This window comes from Ruegeria sp. AL1 (assembly GCF_056540905.1).
In genome coordinates this window covers 177,619-192,909 of sequence record NZ_JBQFXP010000009.1, presented here as the reverse complement: position 1 = coordinate 192,909, position 15,291 = coordinate 177,619, and the positions used below count along the sequence as shown (strand labels likewise).

Genomic DNA, 15,291 nt, shown 5'->3' with positions numbered 1-15,291 from the left:
ACCGGTATGTCCCAAAGCGTGTCGCGACATCGGACGGGACCGGTTTGTTTTCTCAGGCCTGCGCAGTTGCGGTGCCTTCCATCAATGAACGAGATCTAAGCCATCTGTCGGATGGTTGTGTATTCAAGAGGATAAAAATGCTGGAAATCAAGAACCTGCACGTCAAACTTGAGGAAGAAGAAAAGCAAATCCTCAAAGGTGTCGATCTGACGGTCGAGGCCGGTAAAGTGCATGCGATCATGGGCCCGAATGGGTCGGGCAAGTCGACGCTCAGCTATGTCTTGTCGGGGCGCGACGGATATGACGTCACCGATGGGTCGGCGACCCTGGACGGCGAAGACCTGCTTGAGATGGAGCCGGAAGAGCGCGCCGCGGCAGGTGTGTTTCTGGCATTTCAGTACCCGGTCGAGATTCCCGGTGTCGGCAACATGACTTTCCTGCGCACTGCTGTGAACGCACAGCGAAAAGCACGGGGCGAAGACGAACTGTCGGCCACCGATTTCCTGAAAGAAGTACGCGCCAAGGCCAAGGCACTGAAAATCGACGCGGATATGCTCAAGCGTCCGGTCAATGTCGGGTTCTCGGGCGGTGAGAAAAAGCGCAATGAGATCCTGCAGATGGCGATGCTTGAGCCCAAGATGTGCATTCTCGACGAGACGGATTCGGGTTTGGACGTCGACGCGATGAAACTGGTGGCCGAAGGTGTGAACGCGCTGCGGGATGAAGGGCGCGGTTTCCTGGTTATCACGCATTATCAACGTCTTCTGGATCATATTAAACCTGATGTTGTCCACATCATGGCGGACGGTCGCATCGTGAAAACCGGTGGACCGGAACTGGCTCTGGAAGTTGAGAATAACGGTTACGCAGACATTTTGGCCGAGGTGAACTGATGGCGCTTCCGCAAGCAAAACAGACTGCAACCGAGGAGCGGCTGTCGTCTCTGACCATGCCGGACGCAGGATGCACCCGGAAAGCACGTGAAGCCGCGCTCTCTCGCCTGCGCGAGATGGGGCTGCCTGGCCGACGGGATGAATACTGGAAGTATACCCGTCCGGACACGCTGACCTCGGCCAATGCCATCCCGGCTGCGTTGTTCGATTCTGACGAACCGATGGTGTTCCATGATTTCGACAGGCTGAAGATCGTGTTTATCGACGGTGTTTTCAGCCCGGATGACTCGGATGATCTGTCGATGGAAGGCGTCTCGATTGATCGTCTGGAGGATATCTGCTGCAAGGATATTCACTGGGCCAAAGAGTTATACGGTGTTCTCGAGACTCGGGGACAAACGCCTGTTCAACGTCCACTAGCCGCGTTGAACACTGCATTTGCCTCGGACGGGGTGGCGATTCATGTCACCGGCAAGCCTTCGAAACCGATCAGCCTGATCTATCGCCACGCGTCCGAGACTTCGGATGCGATCTTGCATCATATCGTGCGGGTGGAATCCGGGGCCGAGGTCACGATACTGGAAAACGGCCCGGCGGCGTCGCGTTTCAACAAATGTATGGAGATCGACATCGCCGATGGTGGCACGCTGCACCATATCCGTGCTCAAGGCCGCGATCATCAACGCCGTGCAGCCACCCACATGTTCACGCGTCTGGGGCGTGAGTCGGTCTACAAATCCTTTACGCTGACTGTAAATGGCGTACTGACCCGCAATGAGCAGGTCGTGGAACTGACCGGAGACGATGCGGTTGCGCATGTGGCAGGGGCCTGTGTGGGTGATGGCGATTTTCACCATGATGACACTGTCTTTGTCACCCATGACGCAGTGAATTGCGAAAGCCGTCAGGTGTTCAAGAAAGTTCTGCGTAACGGCGCGACCGGTGTGTTTCAGGGGAAAATTCTGGTCAAGGAAGGCGCGCAGAAGACGGATGGTTATCAGATCAGCCAGTCTTTGCTGCTGGATGATGACAGCCAGTTCCTCGCCAAGCCCGAACTTGAAATTTACGCCGATGACGTGGCTTGTTCGCACGGATCAACGTCCGGCGCGATTGATGAAACGGCCCTGTTTTATCTGCGCTCGCGTGGTGTCGCCAAGAAGGATGCGACGGATATGCTGACTCTGTCATTCCTTGCGGAAGCGGTTGAAGAGATCGAGGATGAAGCGCTGGCTGATGTTATCGTGTCCCGCCTGGAAAGCTGGTTGGCGCGCCGAAGCTGATGCCGGTCACGACCGATATCGTAGCCACGTATCGCGGACCGGGGCGCGTTGTCCGGCGGTTGCTGGACATGGGTCCGCGTGAAGATCGTGCTTTGATCATCGTGATGGCGGCGTGTGTTCTGGTCTTTATCGGTCAGACACCACGTCTTGCGCGCGAGGCTCATCTGACGGGGCAAGAGCTGAATTCACTGTTGGCTGGTGCCCTATTTGCATGGGTTTTGACCGCGCCACTGTTTCTTTATGTTCTGGCCGGTTTAAGCCATGTGGTCGCGCGGATGTTCGGCGGCAAAGGTGATTGGTTCGGAGCGCGCCTGGCCCTCTTTTGGTCTTTCCTTGCAGCCAGCCCGTTATTGATGTTGTTTGGGCTGGTCGCGGGCTTTATTGGCCCTGGCGGCGCCCTGAACGCAGTCGGGCTTGTCTGGGTGGGCGTCTTCTTGTGGTTCTGGATCTCGGCCCTGGTTCAAGCAGAAAGACAAGCGGGATGAATGCGGTGGATTTGAAAGGTCTGGTCATCATGACCGTGGCTGCCCCGGCCGATGCAGCCCGTCAGGTCATGGCATTGTGTCCACCTCGGAATGTTTTGTGGCTGGCCTTTTTCCTTGCCGTCATCCTGAATACATTGCTGCAAACCGCAGCTGGCATCGTCTTTCCGCTGATCAACCCGGAATCCAATTTTCCGGTCGAACCCGTCGTGCAGACCCTTGCCACCTCGACCGGCGCTCTGCTCCTCAGCGTCATGGCGTTTTGTTTTGTGGGCAGAATTCTGGGCGGACAGGCCAGCCTGGACAGTGTCATGGCGTTGATCATCTGGCTTCAGTTGCTACAGATCGGAGCGCAGGGTGCGATTTACCTGATCGCATTGTTGATGCCGTTTCTGTTCGAGATTCTGGTGCTGATCATGAGCGTCTACAGCATTTACATCACCCTGCATTTCATCAATCAGGCGCATCAGTTCGACTCGTTGGGAAAGTCATTTCTGGTTGTGCTGCTATCCGGCCTCGTGGCCGTGCCCATTGTGCTACTGCTGTTCCCTTTGGGCTAAATTAGGAAACCTGTGAATATGTATGATGTCCAAAACGTCCGCTCTGAATTTCCGATCCTGTCGCGGCAGGTGAACGGTAAGCCTCTGACCTATTTGGACAATGGCGCGTCGGCGCAAAAGCCTCAGGTGGTGATTGATGCGGTCACACAAGCCTATGCGCAAGAGTATTCGAACGTCCATCGCGGCCTGCACTATCTGTCCAATCTTGCCACTGAAAAATACGAATCTGTCCGCGGCACCGTTGCCAAATTCCTGGGCGTCGCTGACGAGGATGAGATCGTTCTGAACTCGGGCACAACAGAGGGGATCAATCTGGTTGCATACGGTTGGGCCATGCCGCGCCTGCAAGCCGGAGACGAAATCGTTCTAAGCGTCATGGAACATCATGCCAATATCGTGCCCTGGCATTTTCTGCGCGAACGGCAGGGGGTGGTCCTGAAATGGGTCGATGTAGACGCGGCTGGGCATTTGGACCCGCAGGCAGTGATCGATGCCATAACTCCAAAGACCAAACTGGTGGCGGTGACCCACTGTTCGAACGTCTTGGGCACAGTTGTCGATGTCAAGGCCATCACGCAGGGTGCCCATGCCAAAGGAGTGCCGGTTCTGGTCGATGGCAGTCAGGGGGCTGTGCACATGCCGGTAAACCTGCAGGATATCGGCTGCGATTTCTACGCCATTACGGGCCACAAGCTGTATGGTCCGTCCGGCTCGGGCGCGATTTTCATCAAATCCGAGCGTATGGCCGAGATGCGCCCCTTTATTGGCGGCGGCGACATGATCAAAGAGGTCTCGAAGGACGAGGTGATCTACAACGATCCGCCGATGAAGTTCGAGGCGGGAACTCCGGGCATTGTGCAGACCATCGGAATGGGTGTAGCGCTGGACTATATGATGGGTCTTGGCATGGACAATATCGCCGCGCATGAGGCAGGTCTGCGCGATTATGCGATGGACAAATTGACAGGGTTAAACTGGTTGCAGGTCCAAGGCACGACAGCGAACAAGGCGGCGATTTTCAGCTTTACCTTGGATGGGGCAGGGCACGCGCATGACGTCTCGACCATATTGGACAAGAAAGGAGTCGCGGTTCGGGCAGGGCATCATTGTGCGGGTCCTCTGATGGATCACCTTGGTGTCACGGCTACCTGTCGCGCCAGTTTTGGTCTTTATAATACCACGGACGAGGTCGACACTTTGATCGACGCGCTGGAACTGGCGCATGATCTATTTGCCTGATCGGCGCACCGATTTGCAGTTGCACCCGGATCGGAACGAGGGTAGCTAACGGCCAAGGCACCTGTAGCTCAGCTGGATAGAGCGCTGCCCTCCGAAGGCAGAGGCCAGAGGTTCGAATCCTCTCAGGTGCGCCACTTTCAGACAATTTGTTGCACAGGCTGCCCTTTCGGTCCGTGGTTCTGTGCAGAATGGGTAAAACAAAACCCCCGACGGGCTGGCCGAAGGGGGCAAACAAAATCAGCAACAGGTTGTACTGTCAGCCGCGCCAGGTACGGATGTCACCGCAATCCATGTGGACGAAATTCGAGCGGTAATACTGGCCTACACCGCCAGCGCGGCAAGCCATGGCCGCCTTGGCCATCTGGGAGACAGAGCGTGAAGACAATCTGAGATCCGCCGCCTGACCCTTCATATGCAGTGAGTTGCGCGCAACACCGCGCGAGCGCGACCTGAGCATCGCATTGGTTTTGGGAGAGCGGTAGCCCGAAAGCAGCATATACGGCTCGCTCGCATCCAGCATGTTGTGGGATGCGGCCATGATGTCGATGGTGCGCAGGTCTATGTCCTTGACCTGATCGTTGCGCCAGTCGCGCATGAAGTAATTGACCTCTTTCACCGCGTCTTTGATGTATTTGCCATCGACCCAATACACCATGTCGATGCGTTCGCCGGTGCGCCCCGAATACATGCGAATTCGGCGAATGTCGCCGCTGCCACGAAGAAAACCTGCCGCTTGGGAATATGTCGGTGCCGCGGCTACGGCCGTGGCTGCGAATGCGCCCAATAGGGCACGCCGGGTCAAGCCCGAAGCACTGCTCTTGGTCATTTCTTATGTCGTCCCGTACTGTTCCTGCCTGCACACGATGTTACGCGCGCGGTATTAATATTTTCCCATCCCAGATGCGAAACTTATGGCACAGTGGACCCGATCGGCCAAGAATTGTTTCGTTTCGCCAAGATCAAGGGGGAAATTTCGGCAGTTTTTTGCGCAATTGACACAGTTTTGCTTATTCGTGAGGCTGATAAGGGGCCTGAGATGCAAACGCGCATCACGGTCGAAAAGATGTATTCAAGTGATCAAGTTGTGAATAGACAAGTCTTTCGTCGCGCAACACTATTTTAGGACGCTTTTTTGAAGCGTGTGAAGTTATTGAAAAACCAAGGTCATCCCATGCCATTTGCCTTTCGTACCAGTACTCGTGTTGTTTTTGCGGTTTTGACGCTGAGCTGCGCCTCGGGCGTGCAGGCGAGCACGGACGGAACAGCGTTCCAGATGGCTGTCGCCGAGAACACCGCTGGCACTCCGGCCATTGCGGATTTTTACCGCGAAAACCAGTTTGATCCGATCTGGGTTGGGGACACACCGCAGCATGTGGCGCGTCGGTCCGCATTGATCAAGGCCCTGTCTGCTGCAGATTTGCATGGTTTGCCGTCGTCCCGATATGACGTCCACAGCCTGATGTCGCAGATGCAGGATGCGAAAACAACGCGTGATCTTGGCAAGGTCGAAGCCGCGCTGAGCCGGGCTTTCGCAAGATACGCCACTGATATGCAATCGGGTGCGCTGAAACCGGCTCAGATCGATGACGGGTTGGTGCGTGAGGTGACACGGCTTACGGCCGAGGATCATTTACGTGGTCTTATTGACGCCAAATCAGATGGATACATCAAAAATCTCATCCCGCAGACGGCACAATACCGCGCTCTGTTGAAACAGAAGAGAGAACTGGAGCATCTGATCGCCCAAGGCGGATGGGGCGCGACGGTCCCCGATGGCAAGCTTGAAATGGGCGATACCGGTCCAAAAGTGATCAAGCTGCGCAATCGGCTGGTTGCTATGGGATATATGAAACCGACAGCCAGCCCGGCCTTCGATGATACGATGCTGGCGGCCGTCACGGCCTTTCAAAACGACCACGGGCTTGAGCCGGATGGGGTTGCGGGCAGCGGAACGATCGCTGAATTGAATCGCCCGGCATCGGATCGGCTGAAGTCAGTTCTGGTTGCACTGGAGCGTGAACGCTGGTTGCCGAAAGATCGGGGAGAGCGCCACATTCTGGTCAATCAGGCTGATTTCTCGGCCAAGATCATGGATGACGGGCAGGTTACGTTTGAAAGCCGAACGGTGATCGGCAAAAACACACATGATCGCCGCAGCCCTGAGTTTTCCGACCAGATGGAACATATGGTCATCAACCCCAGTTGGTATGTACCGCGCTCGATCATCACCAAGGAATACCTGCCAAAACTGAAGGCCGATCCGAATGCCGTCGGGCATATCCACATCACGGATCGCAGCGGGCGGCAGGTCAATCGCGGAGCGGTTGATTTCACGCAATTCACTGCCCGCAACTTCCCGTTCTCGATGCGCCAACCTCCAAGTCAGAGTAACGCACTGGGTTTGGTGAAGTTCATGTTCCCCAACAAGTACAACATCTATCTGCATGATACGCCGCAGAAAAGCCTGTTCTCGCGTGAGGTACGGGCCTTCTCGCACGGGTGTATCCGCCTGGCTGACCCGTTCGGGTTTGCCTATGCGTTGCTGGCGCTGCAGGAAGAGGAGCCCAAGGCCTTTTTTCACCGGGTTCTGAATACAGGCAAAGAGACCCGAGTAAATCTCGATCAACCGGTTCCGGTACATCTGATTTACCGCACGGCCTATGTCGGACCCAAAGGCGATGTGCAGTATCGCCGTGACGTCTATGGCCGAGATGCAAAGATTTGGGACGCGTTGCAAAAGGCAGGGGTGGCCCTGCCGGACGTTCAGGGGTAATCACGGGCCAGGTCCTGAACCAAGGGAAGCCCGGAATGCAGTTTACCATTGATCAAGTCGCTCAGGCCTTGGGCGCGACGGCCGAAGGCCAGACCGATCTGACCATCTTGCGCGCCGCCGAACCGGGCGATGCCGGTCCGATGGATCTGGCGATGGCGATGTCTCCGAAATATGCCGAAACACTTGCGGCGGGCGCGGCGCGGGCTGCTGTGTTGTGGGATGGCGCGGATTGGAAAGCGATGGGGCTGGACGCGGCGATATTCGTCCAGCGGCCCCGAATGGCGATGGCCGGGGTTACGGCGATGCTGGACCGGGGGCAGGGGATTGCTCCGGGCATTCACCCCTCGGCCGTGATCGATTCAACGGCTGAAATCGGCGCAGATGTCTCGATTGGCCCGTTGGTCGTGGTGGGCCCTCGGGCACAGATCGGTGCGGGGTCAGTGATTGGCGCGCATTGCACGATTGGTATGGACGTGGTTTTGGGCCAGGACGCCCTCTTGCGCGAGATGGTCAGCATCGGTGCGCGGGCGCAGATCGGAGACCGGTTCATTGCACAACCCGGTGCGCGGATTGGCGGAGACGGCTTCAGCTTTGTCACGCCCGAAGTGTCCGGGGCCGAGAATGTGCGTAAAACTATGGGCGACAAGGGCGACGCCAAGGATCAAAGCTGGCTGCGCATCCACTCTCTGGGCGCAGTCGAGGTCGGTGATGATGTCGAGGTCGGCTCGAACAGCACGGTGGATAACGGGACGATCCGAAACACTGTGATTGGCGATGGCTCAAAGCTGGATAATCTTGTGCATGTCGGGCACAACACGCGCGTTGGCCGCGACTGTCTGTTGTGCGGCCTGACCGGTGTGTCCGGGTCTGTTGAGATCGGAAACAATGTGATCCTTGGTGGTCAGACCGGTGTGGTGGACAATATCTTTATCGGAGACGGGGTGATTTCAGGCGGCGGGACGAAAATCCTGTCCAACGTGCCGGCAGGGCGCGTGATTATGGGCTATCCCGGCATCAAAATGGAAACCCACACCGATATTTACAAAGCCCAACGCCGCCTGCCGCGCCTGGCGCGTGACGTCGAGACGTTGAAAAAGGCGGTTTTCAAACAGCCCCTGAGCGATTAAGTCATCCGCAACGCGACAATCAGGGGACCGACATGAGCATCAGTGACCGTGTCATTGCAATCATCGCCGAACAGGCCGTGCTGGAGCCTTCGGATGTGACACCCGACAGCACGCTTGAAGATTTGGGCATCGACAGCCTTGGTCTGGTCGAGAGCATCTTTGCGATCGAAGAAGAATTCGACATCAATGTTCCGTTCAATGCCAATGAACCCACGGCCAGCGATTTCGACATAACGAACGTTTCGGCCATTATCGCGGGCATTGAAAAACTCGTGGCTGAAAAGGTCTGACACACTCGATGAAACGCGTTGTCATTACGGGGGCGGGCACGATCAATTCGCTGGGGCATTCGGTGCCCGATACGCTTGAGGCCATGCGTGAGGGTCGCTGTGGCATCTCTGAGCTAGAGTTCCGCGACGTCGAGCGGCTGGCCATCAAAATCGGCGGTCAGGTGCGCGGATTCGAGGCGGAAGGGCGCTTTAACCGCCAGCAGATGACACTGTATGACCGGTTCACGCAATTCACCCTGACTGCCGCCAAAGAAGCCATCGATCAGTCGGGAATCGTTTTTCACGGTGATCTGGCCGCCCGGTCCGGCGTTGTTCTGGGTACTGCGGGCGGTGGAGTTTCGACCTGGGATGACAACTATCGTTCGGTCTATGAAGACGGAAAGAACCGCGTGCATCCATTTGTGGTGCCGAAGTTGATGAACAACGCGGCCGCCAGCCATGTGTCGATGGAGCATAACCTCAAAGGTCCCAGCTTTACTGTCTCGACCGCATGCGCCTCGTCCAACCATGCGATGGCGCTGGCGTTTCAAATGGTGCGCAGCGGGGCGGCTCCGGCGATGCTGACCGGCGGGTCGGAATCCATGCTGTGTTTTGGCGGGGTCAAAGCCTGGGAAGGGTTGCGGGTCATGTCGAAAGATGCGTGCCGCCCGTTCAGCGCCAACAGGAATGGTATGGTGCAAGGGGAAGGTGCGGGCGTGTTTGTGTTCGAAGAATATGAACATGCAAAAGCGCGCGGTGCCGAGATTCTGTGCGAGGTTGTGGGCTTTGCTATGTCCTCGGATGCGGCCGACATTGTGATGCCCAGCAAACAGGGCGCGTCGCGTGCCATGGCCGGGGCTTTGGTTGATGCGGGGCTGAATGCCAGCGATGTGGGATACATCAACGCTCATGGCACCGGAACGGCTGCCAATGACAAAACAGAATGCGCGGCGGTGGCGGATGTATTCGGACCACATGCCGATGATCTGATGATATCGTCAACAAAGTCTATGCACGGTCACATGATTGGCGGCACCGGCGCGGTTGAGCTATTGGCCTGCATTATGGCCCTGCGAGACGGCGTGATTGCACCAACTATCGGTTACCAAGAACCCGATCCCGAATGTGCTCTGGACGTGGTGCCAAACGAGGCGCGCGAGGCAAAGATCGATGTCGCATTAAGCAACGCCTTTGCCTTTGGCGGGATGAACGCCGTCCTCGCGCTGCGGCGCGTTTAACGGATACGATACAAATAAAAAACGTCGCCCGGGATCGCCATGGCGACGTTTCCTAGAACGGTACAGGGTCAGTTCCGATTGGCGCTGATCCCGTTGAACCCGGCGGTGAACCCGGCCAGCGAAAGCCTCATCTCAACCAACTGGTTGGGCGCCAGAATCGATACCAGCGACATCGTTGCCTCGGTGCCCGCCTTCATCGCGTCGACATCGCCCTGCGTAAAGCCCATCTGAACGACACAGCCGACGGGGTTACAGTGGTGATAGTTGTAACGTTTGCCCGGCGCGCCATCGATCGACAAGGCCAGCTGCGCCTGAAGCAATGTCTCGAGCGGTACGATGACCGTTGCACCCGCAACTGCCGCCGAACCTTCCGGCAGTTTCTCAAGTGTGATTTCGGCAATGGGTTGCCCTTGATCCCCGTTCAGCAATTGGCGCATCGCGCAGGGGTCATTGCCGTTTTCCGTTTTGATGCAGGCAATCGTCCAATCGCCGCTTTCTTCCTTGACATATTGTTCGCCCACGCGCGGGCCGGCCTCACCCAAATCCAGATCGCCAACAGATGGCGTGGTCGGTTCCGCCTGAGTGTCGGTACCCTCCTGCGCATAAACAATGCCGGCCATGAAAGTGACGGTTGCCAGTGTGAGGGGAAAAAGGGTCCTGATCATGAATGCCTCGTTTTGCCGATCCAGCTTTTTGATCCATCTAGCACTGCAAATCGATGGTGTCAGGCGCAAACCGAGCGGTGGGTTCGGAATTCAACAAATTGTTGCCTATGCTGACGCGCGCAACCCAAAGAAACAAACAACAAAGGGAGCCGGTTGAGCGGCTCCCTTCATGAATTTTTTCTCCCCGTCGGACTGGCCGACTTAGTTATGCGCAGACGTTACGAAAGGGGAACCCGGGGGTCAACTGCTATTGGCAAGAATTTACCACCACCAGGGCCCTTTCTTGCAGATCAGGCGAAAAAAGCCGTGCCCGAAGGCACGGCCAGTCAACAGGGAGGAAGTTGCCCCCGCCGCAAACGAGTCATGACGGAGGCAAAATGACTATCGCAGCGATAGGTTAACTTTGTATGCTCAACCCTGATCGGTGAGTTCTGGGACAGTTTTTCAATGAAAAATGAAATCTTTATTGGCGGCGGCGGTGCGGATTACGGCGTAAAGCAAGGTCTGGCGTTGAAGTATGCAAACCGCCACGGCCTGATCGCTGGCGCAACGGGAACAGGTAAAACCGTAACATTGCAAATCCTGGCCGAAGGTTTTTCCCAAGCTGGCGTGCCGGTTTTCATGGCGGATGTAAAAGGTGATCTGTCTGGCCTTGCGCGGGCGGGCAGTGATCAGCACAAGTTGCATCAGGCGTTTATGGATCGGTCCAAGCGCATTGGGTTCGACGATTTCACTTATGCCGCTTGTCCTGTGACGTTTTGGGACCTTTTCGGCGAACAGGGTCACCCGGTTCGAACCACCGTTACCGAAATGGGACCTTTGCTGCTATCGCGCCTTCTGGAACTGAGCGAGGCGCAAGAAGGCATTCTCAACATCGCCTTTCGTGTTGCGGATGAAGATGGGTTGCCATTGTTGGACCTGAAGGATCTGCAATCCCTTCTGGTGTGGATCGGCGAGAACCGAGCCCAGCTGTCATTGCGGTATGGCAACGTCTCGACCTCATCGATCGGAGCGATTCAGCGCCGGTTGCTGGTTCTGGAAAATCAAGGCGGAACAAAGCTGTTTGGCGAGCCCGCACTCGATCTGTCGGATCTCATGCAGGTGGATGAGGCCGGGCAGGGCATGGTGAACATTCTGGCATCTGACAAGCTTATGGGCGCGCCGCGCCTTTACGCGACATTCCTGTTGTGGCTGCTCAGCGAGTTGTTCGAGGAACTGCCCGAAGTCGGCGACCCGGATAAACCCAAGCTGGTGTTCTTTTTTGACGAGGCGCATTTGCTGTTCGAAGACGCCCCAAAGGTTCTGGTCGACAAGGTCGAGCAGGTGGCGCGTCTGATCCGTTCGAAAGGTGTTGGGGTGTATTTCATCACGCAAAGCCCGGCGGATATTCCCGAGGACATTCTGGGCCAGTTGGGCAATCGTGTTCAGCACGCCTTGCGCGCCTTTACCGCGCGGGATCGCAAGAACCTGCGTCTTGCTGCCGAGACCTATCGTGAGAACCCGGATTTCGACACCGAAGCCGCCATTCGCGAAGTGGGTGTGGGCGAGGCTGTCACCTCGATGCTCATGAAAAAGGGTGTGCCCGGTGTTGTCCAACGCACGTTAATCCGCCCGCCTGGATCGCAGCTGGGGCCTATTACCGACGACCAGCGACAAGAGGTTTTGGGCCAGTCAGCCATGGGGCCGAAATATGATGTCCGGGTTGACCGCAAGTCCGCCTTTGAAATCCTTCAGTCCCGCGCCGAAGCTGCAGCCACCGAGGCAGAAGCTGCCGAAACGGATGAGGTGATTGAACGGCAATCCCCGGCGGAAAGGGAATATGCCTCGGCCCGCAGATATTCCGGCAGTCGCGTGGGACGGTCCTCGGCAAGGGTGAGCCGGAAGAAGGACAGCTTTGCCTCTGCAATGAGCGAGGCGGTGATCAAAGAGCTGAAAGGCACCACCGGGCGTCGGATCGTGCGCGGCATCCTGGGCGGGATATTCCGCAATCGATAAAGGCACGGCCGGTCTACTTGTTCAGCCGGCGCAATCCTTCTTCGCGGCATACGTTGTCGGCTTCGGCGACTGACATTTTTGTGGCCGGAAAGTCGATCGCCCGATCCCAAAGCACGCGGCGTTCTGTGTAAAGCTGGCATGTGACCACGCCCTTGGCCGTGGACACCTGAACGGGTTCCGTTTCCAGATCTTTCGGAGACGGAACACATGCGGTCAATGCCGTGAATGCAGACAGGACAAGAGCAGTTTTGGTGGCGGTCGTTTTCATGATGAGGGACGTCCTCGTTGGTAAACACAAGTGATCGTACAGATCGGCGGTGGTGTGAGTGCGTGCCGATAGCGCCTGCGCGACATGCAAGCGGTGAACTCGTCTATTAAGAATTGTTAACGAAATCAAGACACCGCGCCGTAGGGCCGGCGCGGCGGGATCGATTGCGAGGAAATTCGCCTATTTTTCGGGAATGAGACCGCGTGGGCTGAACCTGAGAACAATCAGCAAGATCAGTCCCATCGTGAACAGGCGCATATGAGCGGCACTATCGATCAGATGCGCCTTGAGCGCGCTGCCATCCGGCATTCCCACCGTGATCAGGTTCATCAGCCACAGGCCGATGGGTTCGACCTGCACCCACAGGAACCAGATCAGGAAAGCCCCAAGAACGGCTCCGAAATTGTTGCCTGAGCCGCCGACGATCACCATGACCCAGACAAGGAAGGTGAACCGTAGCGGATTGTATGTGCCCGGTGTCAACTGCCCGTCCAGCGTCGTCATCATTGCACCTGCGATACCGCAAATGGCCGAGCCCAGGACGAAGATTTGCAGGTGACGGCGGGTGACGTCTTTGCCCATCGCTTCGGCAGCAACTTCGTTGTCGCGAATGGCACGCATCATGCGGCCCCAAGGGCTTTTCAGGGCCATCTGCGCCATCCACAGCAAGACAAGCAAGACGATCATGAACAGCAGCGAATAACCCAGCTTGACTGACAAGGTTGAGGCCGTGACCGGATCGATGCCCAACCACTCGGCCCGAGCAAGAAAGCCCGGATCTTGCTGCAACTCGACCTCATACCCTACAACCGGCGAAGGGCGCGGTATGCCGTAGACATTCTTGACCCCGCGGGCCAACCAGTCTTCGTTTTTCATGATGGCGATGATGATTTCGGCGATACCCAGCGTGGCAATCGCCAGATAGTCCGACCGCAAGCCCAGCGCGGTCTTGCCGATCAACCATGCAGCCCCGGCGGCCAGCAACCCGCCTGCGGGCCAGGCCAGCAGAACCGGTAGGTTCAGGCCGCCGATATTGCCTGCGACGGCGGGATCGATTTCCTCGATGGCCGCAACATTCGGATCAAAGATCGCGCGATAGATGAAGAACCCGCCAATCAAAATGGCGATGATTGCCAGCGTCCGCACGCGTCCGGCAGCCATCTTCTGGGCGGTCATAACGGCGGCCACAACGGTTGCCGCGCCCAGCAACAGCGCCAGAATGACGCCAAAGCCACCTCCGGTCCACGCCCCGGGCGTCGGTGGGGTCGAAACCAGCACAACCGCCAGCCCGCCCAGCGCGACAAAGCCCATGACACCGACGTTGAAAAGGCCCGCAAAGCCCCATTGCAGGTTCACGCCAATGGACATGATGGCCGAGATCAGCCCCATGTTCAGGATCAGGATTGCCGCATTCCAGCTTTGGGTGAAACCGGTCAGAAGGATGAGCCCGCCGACGACAACGAAAAGCAGCGTGTTTTTGGCAGTCTCGGTCATACCACTTTCCCTTTGAACAGGCCTGTCGGCTTAAACAGAAGCACGATCAGCAGGATGACGAAGCTGACGGCGAATTTGTAATCGGTGGATAGAAGCTGCACCAATCCCGACGGCTCCAGGCTTTCCGGGGCCAGATAGGTCAGCACCTTTTTCCAGGCATAGGTGATCGTGACCTCGGAAAAGGCGATGATAAACCCGCCCGCAATGGCCCCGATCGGATTGCCAAGGCCACCCACGATGGCCGAGGCAAAGATCGGCAGCAGAAGCTGGAAATAGACGAAGGGCTTGAAGCTTTTGTCGAGGCCGTACAGCACACCCGCTGTCGTCGCCAGCGCAGCAACGATGATCCATGTGATCATCACCACCCGCTCGGGGTTGATGCCGGACAGAAGCGCCAGATCCTCGTTATCCGAATAGGCGCGCATCGATTTGCCGGTGCGCGTTTTGTTCAGAAACCAGAACAGCAGCGCCACCGCGACGACGGCCACGATCACGGTAATGCCCTGAGAGGTCTTGATCGCCAGCCCCTCGCGCAGCCCGGTCATCGCCTTGAAATCCCGTGCCGAGACGATGAACCGCGCACCGTCCGAAAAGCGCTGGTCATCCGGTCCGATGATGAAGCGCACGAGGCCGTTCATGATGAACATCACGCCCATCGACACGATCACCAGAATGACCGGTTTGGCCTTTTGTTCACGGTAGAACCTGTAAACCAGCCGGTCGGTGATCAGCACCAGAACGATACAGCCCAGAATGGCAAAAGGCAGGGCGAGCAGAGCGGTCGGCAGCGGCCCGAAGCTGACGCCTGCCGCCTGCAGGCCCCACGTGACCAGCACCGCGATCATCGCGCCAAAGGCCATCGTGTCGCCATGGGCAAAGTTCGAGAACCGCAGGATGCCATAGATCAACGTCACCCCCAGAGCCCCCAGCGCCAACTGGCTGCCATAGGCGATTGCGGGAACAAGAACGAAGTTGGAGAGCGCCACCAGGGCGTTGAGGAAGTCCATA

15 protein-coding genes and 1 tRNA gene are annotated in these 15,291 nt (G+C 57.2%); 11 read left to right on the top strand and 5 right to left on the bottom strand.

What is annotated here, in order from left to right; all coding sequences use genetic code 11:
- Nucleotides 1-137: 137 nt before the first annotated feature.
- The 6 genes from sufC (at nt 138) to ACRZ9X_RS15675 (ending at nt 4,588) form a co-directional block, all read left to right on the top strand.
- Nucleotides 138-893, top strand: a complete 756-nt coding sequence (gene sufC / locus ACRZ9X_RS15700; protein WP_480520487.1) for a Fe-S cluster assembly ATPase SufC — start codon at nt 138-140, stop codon at nt 891-893.
- The gene (gene sufD / locus ACRZ9X_RS15695) at nt 893-2,173 is read left to right on the top strand and encodes a Fe-S cluster assembly protein SufD (RefSeq protein WP_480520486.1); all 1,281 of its coding nucleotides are present in this window, start codon (nt 893-895) and stop codon (nt 2,171-2,173) included. The genes sufC and sufD overlap by 1 nt, the downstream gene beginning before the upstream one ends.
- Nucleotides 2,173-2,658: a YIP1 family protein gene (locus ACRZ9X_RS15690; RefSeq protein ID WP_480520484.1), complete on the top strand. Its 486-nt coding sequence runs from the start codon at nt 2,173-2,175 to the stop codon at nt 2,656-2,658. Before sufD ends, ACRZ9X_RS15690 begins: the two co-directional genes overlap by 1 nt.
- Complete coding sequence (locus ACRZ9X_RS15685) at nt 2,655-3,215, top strand: YIP1 family protein (RefSeq protein WP_480520482.1); 561 nt, start codon at nt 2,655-2,657, stop codon at nt 3,213-3,215. The genes ACRZ9X_RS15690 and ACRZ9X_RS15685 overlap by 4 nt, the downstream gene beginning before the upstream one ends.
- Before the next feature lie 18 nt (nt 3,216-3,233).
- On the top strand, nt 3,234-4,454 hold the full coding sequence (locus ACRZ9X_RS15680; RefSeq protein ID WP_480520480.1) for a cysteine desulfurase: 1,221 nt from the start codon (nt 3,234-3,236) through the stop codon (nt 4,452-4,454).
- A 57-nt stretch (nt 4,455-4,511) separates the two neighbouring features.
- A tRNA-Arg gene (locus tag ACRZ9X_RS15675) sits at nt 4,512-4,588 on the top strand.
- Between the two features lie 122 nt (nt 4,589-4,710).
- Here ACRZ9X_RS15675 and mepK read toward each other — a convergent pair.
- On the bottom strand, nt 4,711-5,280 hold the full coding sequence (gene mepK / locus ACRZ9X_RS15670; protein WP_480520478.1) for a peptidoglycan L,D-endopeptidase MepK: 570 nt from the start codon (nt 5,278-5,280) through the stop codon (nt 4,711-4,713).
- Between the two features lie 345 nt (nt 5,281-5,625).
- On the opposite strand from mepK, the gene ACRZ9X_RS15665 reads away from it, so the two are divergent.
- The 4 genes from ACRZ9X_RS15665 to ACRZ9X_RS15650 are packed head-to-tail and all read left to right on the top strand — an operon-like array spanning nt 5,626 to nt 9,861.
- Entirely contained in the window at nt 5,626-7,227 is a 1,602-nt protein-coding gene (locus ACRZ9X_RS15665) for a L,D-transpeptidase family protein (RefSeq protein ID WP_480520476.1), read from the top strand.
- Between the two features lie 35 nt (nt 7,228-7,262).
- Nucleotides 7,263-8,354 carry a UDP-3-O-(3-hydroxymyristoyl)glucosamine N-acyltransferase gene (lpxD, locus tag ACRZ9X_RS15660; protein WP_480520474.1) on the top strand — a complete coding sequence of 364 codons (1,092 nt, stop codon included), beginning with the start codon at nt 7,263-7,265 and terminating at the stop codon, nt 8,352-8,354.
- Between the two features lie 32 nt (nt 8,355-8,386).
- Nucleotides 8,387-8,644 (top strand): acyl carrier protein, encoded by a 258-nt coding sequence (locus ACRZ9X_RS15655; RefSeq protein ID WP_480520472.1) that lies wholly within the window; start codon nt 8,387-8,389, stop codon nt 8,642-8,644.
- 8 nt (nt 8,645-8,652) lie between these two features.
- Nucleotides 8,653-9,861: a beta-ketoacyl-[acyl-carrier-protein] synthase family protein gene (locus ACRZ9X_RS15650; RefSeq protein ID WP_480520470.1), complete on the top strand. Its 1,209-nt coding sequence runs from the start codon at nt 8,653-8,655 to the stop codon at nt 9,859-9,861.
- Between the two features lie 68 nt (nt 9,862-9,929).
- Here the strand turns inward: ACRZ9X_RS15650 and ACRZ9X_RS15645 are convergent, their stop codons facing one another.
- Entirely contained in the window at nt 9,930-10,526 is a 597-nt protein-coding gene (locus ACRZ9X_RS15645) for an invasion associated locus B family protein (RefSeq protein WP_480520468.1), read from the bottom strand.
- 447 nt (nt 10,527-10,973) lie between these two features.
- Between ACRZ9X_RS15645 and ACRZ9X_RS15640 the strand changes: the two genes are divergently transcribed.
- On the top strand, nt 10,974-12,521 hold the full coding sequence (locus ACRZ9X_RS15640; RefSeq protein WP_480520466.1) for a helicase HerA-like domain-containing protein: 1,548 nt from the start codon (nt 10,974-10,976) through the stop codon (nt 12,519-12,521).
- Between the two features lie 13 nt (nt 12,522-12,534).
- Here ACRZ9X_RS15640 and ACRZ9X_RS15635 read toward each other — a convergent pair whose 3' ends face one another.
- From ACRZ9X_RS15635 to ACRZ9X_RS15625, 3 genes are all read right to left on the bottom strand, one after another.
- The gene (locus tag ACRZ9X_RS15635; protein ID WP_480520464.1) at nt 12,535-12,789 is read right to left on the bottom strand and encodes a hypothetical protein; all 255 of its coding nucleotides are present in this window, start codon (nt 12,787-12,789) and stop codon (nt 12,535-12,537) included.
- 180 nt (nt 12,790-12,969) lie between these two features.
- On the bottom strand, nt 12,970-14,283 hold the full coding sequence (locus ACRZ9X_RS15630) for a branched-chain amino acid ABC transporter permease (protein WP_480520462.1): 1,314 nt from the start codon (nt 14,281-14,283) through the stop codon (nt 12,970-12,972).
- Nucleotides 14,280-15,290, bottom strand: coding sequence for a branched-chain amino acid ABC transporter permease (locus ACRZ9X_RS15625; RefSeq protein WP_480520460.1), 1,011 nt, complete (start codon nt 15,288-15,290; stop codon nt 14,280-14,282). The genes ACRZ9X_RS15630 and ACRZ9X_RS15625 overlap by 4 nt, the downstream gene beginning before the upstream one ends.
- Nucleotide 15,291: the final 1 nt, after the last annotated feature.

Bases quoted from the DNA above. Each gene is read 5' to 3' on its own strand.
- sufC (WP_480520487.1), top strand. From the start codon at position 138: ATGCTGGAAATCAAGAACCTGCACGTCAAACTTGAGGAAGAAGAAAAG.
- sufD (WP_480520486.1), top strand. From the start codon at position 893: ATGGCGCTTCCGCAAGCAAAACAGACTGCAACCGAGGAGCGGCTGTCG.
- ACRZ9X_RS15690 (WP_480520484.1), top strand. From the start codon at position 2,173: ATGCCGGTCACGACCGATATCGTAGCCACGTATCGCGGACCGGGGCGC.
- ACRZ9X_RS15685 (WP_480520482.1), top strand. From the start codon at position 2,655: ATGAATGCGGTGGATTTGAAAGGTCTGGTCATCATGACCGTGGCTGCC.
- ACRZ9X_RS15680 (WP_480520480.1), top strand. From the start codon at position 3,234: ATGTATGATGTCCAAAACGTCCGCTCTGAATTTCCGATCCTGTCGCGG.
- mepK (WP_480520478.1), bottom strand. From the start codon at position 5,280: ATGACCAAGAGCAGTGCTTCGGGCTTGACCCGGCGTGCCCTATTGGGC.
- ACRZ9X_RS15665 (WP_480520476.1), top strand. From the start codon at position 5,626: ATGCCATTTGCCTTTCGTACCAGTACTCGTGTTGTTTTTGCGGTTTTG.
- lpxD (WP_480520474.1), top strand. From the start codon at position 7,263: ATGCAGTTTACCATTGATCAAGTCGCTCAGGCCTTGGGCGCGACGGCC.
- ACRZ9X_RS15655 (WP_480520472.1), top strand. From the start codon at position 8,387: ATGAGCATCAGTGACCGTGTCATTGCAATCATCGCCGAACAGGCCGTG.
- ACRZ9X_RS15650 (WP_480520470.1), top strand. From the start codon at position 8,653: ATGAAACGCGTTGTCATTACGGGGGCGGGCACGATCAATTCGCTGGGG.
- ACRZ9X_RS15645 (WP_480520468.1), bottom strand. From the start codon at position 10,526: ATGATCAGGACCCTTTTTCCCCTCACACTGGCAACCGTCACTTTCATG.
- ACRZ9X_RS15640 (WP_480520466.1), top strand. From the start codon at position 10,974: ATGAAAAATGAAATCTTTATTGGCGGCGGCGGTGCGGATTACGGCGTA.
- ACRZ9X_RS15635 (WP_480520464.1), bottom strand. From the start codon at position 12,789: ATGAAAACGACCGCCACCAAAACTGCTCTTGTCCTGTCTGCATTCACG.
- ACRZ9X_RS15630 (WP_480520462.1), bottom strand. From the start codon at position 14,283: ATGACCGAGACTGCCAAAAACACGCTGCTTTTCGTTGTCGTCGGCGGG.
- ACRZ9X_RS15625 (WP_480520460.1), bottom strand. From the start codon at position 15,290: ATGGACTTCCTCAACGCCCTGGTGGCGCTCTCCAACTTCGTTCTTGTT.